The 3515-nt window shown below is 71.1% G+C and carries 4 protein-coding genes; all 4 read left to right on the top strand.

The window, feature by feature from the left end; genetic code table 11:
• Positions 1-454, top strand: a 454-nt coding sequence (locus tag KD1_RS13975; protein ID WP_174521116.1) for an ERAP1-like C-terminal domain-containing protein, incomplete at its 5' end; no start/stop codon positions are given.
• Positions 451-1383, top strand: coding sequence for a mechanosensitive ion channel family protein (locus tag KD1_RS13970; protein WP_068402919.1), 933 nt, complete (start codon positions 451-453; stop codon positions 1381-1383). The genes KD1_RS13975 and KD1_RS13970, both read left to right, overlap by 4 nt.
• Positions 1384-1404: 21 nt before the next feature.
• Positions 1405-1803: a globin gene (locus KD1_RS13965; RefSeq protein ID WP_068402920.1), complete on the top strand. Its 399-nt coding sequence runs from the start codon at positions 1405-1407 to the stop codon at positions 1801-1803.
• Positions 1800-3500, top strand: coding sequence for a glycoside hydrolase family 13 protein (locus tag KD1_RS13960; protein WP_068402918.1), 1701 nt, complete (start codon positions 1800-1802; stop codon positions 3498-3500). The genes KD1_RS13965 and KD1_RS13960 overlap by 4 nt, the downstream gene beginning before the upstream one ends.
• Positions 3501-3515: the final 15 nt, after the last annotated feature.

Below are 3515 nucleotides of genomic sequence, written 5' to 3'. Positions count from 1 at the left end.
GCTCGAGGCCGAGCTGGTCCGCGACGACACCGCCGGCGGGCGAGAATGGGCGGCGCTCGTGCGGGCCAGTGAGCCCAAGCGGGCGGCCAAGCAGGCGGCGTGGGACGCGGTCTGGGGTGAAGGCGGCACCGACCTGTCGACCTCGATCATCCAGAACACCGGCATCGGCTTCTCCCGCAGCGGCGACCCCGAACTCATGGGTGAGTTCGTCGACCAGTACCTGGCCGCGGTGGGTTCCATCGAGGAGCGTCGTACCTCGGCCATCGCCGAGACCCTCATCACGGTCTTCTTCCCCGGCCACCTTGCCGACGCCGACCTGCTGACCCGCCTCGACGGGTGGCTCGACGAGCACGCGGACGCGCCCAGCGCGACCCGCCGCCTCGTCGCGGAGAACCGTGACAACGTCGCCCGGGCGGTGACGGCCCAGCTGCGCGACGTGCCAGATCCTTGGTGACGGAAGGCGGCCGACTGTGGCGCGGCGGCCCCACCCAGGATCAGTTCTGGTCCTGGGTGGGGTCCGCCGGGCTGCAGATCCTCGTCACCATCGCCGCGGCGGTGGTGTTGCGCTGGGTGCTCGTCAGGGTCATCGATCGCGTCGTGCGCGACACCGTGGAGCGCGGCAACCGCTCGACCCCCAGCGCCGGCGGGCGGGTGCTCGCGGCGGCTGCAGGCATGACCGATGCCCGGCACGAGCAACGCACCCGCACGGTCGGGTCGTTGCTGCGCTCCATCGTCACCGTGGTCATCGCCACCGTCGCGCTGCTGACGATCATGTCCGTCGTCGGTATCCCGATGGGTCCGATGCTCGCCTCGGCCGGGATCGGCGGCATCGCGATCGGGCTCGGCGCCCAGTCGCTCATCAAGGATTTTCTCGCGGGCATCTTCCTGATCTTCGAGGACCAGTACGGCGTCGGTGACCTCGTCACCATCGGCGCGGTGACCGGCACGGTCGAGGACGTCGGGCTGCGCGTCACCCGGTTGCGCGACCCCTCCGGGGCGGTCTGGTACATCCGCAACGGGGAGATCGTGCAGGTCTCGAACGTGTCCCAGGGGTGGTCCACCGCGATCGTCGACGTCCAGGTGTCGCCGGAGGCGGACCTGGACCGGGCCGAGGACGCGGTGCGCTCCGCGGTGGCCGGGATGAACGACGATCCGGCCTGGGCCGACGTGCTCATCGACGGGCCGAAGGTGCTCGGCATCGAGCAGATCAGCGCGGCCGGGGTCTCGATCCGGGTGCTGGCCACGTGCAGCACCGATCAGCAGTGGGGCGTCCAGCGTGAGATCCGCCGCCGCGCCAAGGAGGCCCTCGACGCGGCGGGGATCCCCGGACCGGTCTGGCTGCCGAACGCCGGGCCTGGCGACGCGGCACGCCCCGGTGCCTGAGAGGATGCAGGGGTGAGTGAGATGACGGACGATCGGGGCGGGCAGAGTTTCTACGACCAGGTCGGTGGCCACGAAACGTTCGCCGCCCTGATCCACGAGTTCTACCGCCGGGTCGCCGGTGACCCCGAGTTGCGGGCGCTGTACCCCGAGGAGGATCTCGGCCCGGCCGAACATCGCCTCCTGATCTTCATGGAGCAGTACTGGGGTGGCCCGCGCACCTACCAGGCGGAGCGCGGTCACCCCCGATTGCGGATGCGGCACCTGCCGTACGCGGTCACCCCCAGCCAACGTGACCGCTGGCTGCGGCACATGTTCGCCGCCGTCGACACCATCAATCTGCCCGAGGCGCACGACGCCGTCCTGCGCGACTACCTGGTGCGCGCTGCCAACATGCTCGTCAATGCCGAGGAGCCCTCATGACCATGCCCACGCCGCTGCACTCCCCCACGGCAACCGACGCTCCGTGGTGGCGGCACGCCGTCATCTATCAGGTTTACCCGCGTTCCTGGTCCGACGCCGACGGTGACGGAATCGGTGACCTGCGTGGCATCACCGATCGGCTCGAGTATCTCGCCGACCTCGGTGTCGACGCCCTCTGGTTCTCGCCGTTCTACCGCTCCCCCATGGCCGACGCCGGGTACGACGTCGCCGACTATCGCGACATCGACCCACTGTTCGGCACGATGGACGACTACGACGCCCTCGCGGCGAAGGCGGCCGATCTCGGGCTGCGGATCATCGTCGACCTCGTGCCCAATCACTCCTCCGTCGAGCACGTGTGGTTCCGGGCGGCTCTGGCCGACGGGCCGGGCAGCGAGGCGCGGGCGCGGTACATCTTCCGCGATGGCACCGGCCCGGGCGGGTCGGAGCCGCCGAACAACTGGACCTCGGTGTTCGGCGGGCGGGCGTGGACGCGCGTGACCGAGCCCGACGGGACTCCGGGGCAGTGGTACCTGCACCTGTTCGACACCGGGCAGCCGGACTTCGACTGGACCAACCCGCAGGTCCATGCCGAGTTCGAGTCGATCCTGCGTTTCTGGCTGGAGCGCGGTGTGGCCGGCTTCCGCGTCGATGTCGCTCACGGCCTGATCAAGCGCGCCGGGCTGCCGCCGTGGGACGGACCGGCCGAGACCCGCGACATCACCGGCCCGACGAACGCCGCTCCGTTCTGGGATCAGGACGAGATCCACGACATCTACCGGCGGTGGCGCGCCCTCATCGACGAGTACTCCACCCCCGGCCATGAGCGGATCATGTGCGCCGAGGCCTGGGTGACGCCACCGGAGCGGGCCGCCCTGTACGTGCGCCCCGACGAGTTCCACCAGTCGTTCAACTTCGACTACCTGTACACCCCGTTCGAGCCGGCTGCCCTGCGCGACGTGATCGCCGGTTCGCTGGCCCTGGCCGACGGGTACGGCGCCCCGACCACGTGGGTGCTGAGCAACCACGACGTCGTGCGGCACGCGACGCGGTATGGCTACGCCACCACCGGACGCGGTGCGTTGGGCATCGGGCCGCAGGATCCCCAACCCGACGCGGCCCTGGGCCTGCGCCGCGCCCGCGCGGCGACGACGCTCATGTTGGCGCTGCCCGGTTCGGCCTACGTGTACCAGGGTGAGGAACTCGGCCTGCCCGAGCACACGACGATGCCCAGTGAGTTCCGGCAGGACCCGACGTTCCACCGCACCCACGGCGCGGTCATCGGCCGCGACGGATGCCGCGTGCCCCTGCCGTGGGTCAAGGACGCGCCGGCGTACGGGTTCGGGCCGGGCGGGTCGTGGCTGCCCCAACCCGCGTCGTACGCCGACCTGGCGGTCGACCAGCAGACGGGGGTCAAGGGCTCGACGCTGGAGTTGTACCGCACCCTGCTGCGGCTGCGGCGGGAGCATTCCCTCGGCACCGGGGGCCTGGCGTGGGCCGATGGCTTCGGCGATGAGGTCGTGGCGCTGGTCAACACCGGCGGCGAGGGCGGTGCGGTCACCGTGGTGACCAACCTCGGCGCCGAACCGGTGGCGCTGCCGGCCGGGGCGCGTGTGCTCGTCTCCTCCGGCGCCCTGACCGGCGACGGCGCCGTGCCGACCGACACCTCGGTGTGGTTCACCGTCGGCGCCGCCTGAACCTCCGCGATCGCC

The organism is Kribbia dieselivorans NBRC 106261 (assembly GCF_001552435.1).
Lineage (GTDB): Bacteria > Actinomycetota > Actinomycetes > Actinomycetales > Dermatophilaceae > Kribbia > Kribbia dieselivorans.
Note: the sequence above shows the minus strand (reverse complement) of the source record. Positions and strands in the feature narration are given on the sequence as shown.

Coding starts and splice junctions, on each gene's coding strand:
- KD1_RS13965 (WP_068402920.1), top strand. CDS start 1,405: ATGACGGACGATCGGGGCGGGCAGAGTTTCTACGACCAGGTCGGTGGC.
- KD1_RS13960 (WP_068402918.1), top strand. CDS start 1,800: ATGACCATGCCCACGCCGCTGCACTCCCCCACGGCAACCGACGCTCCG.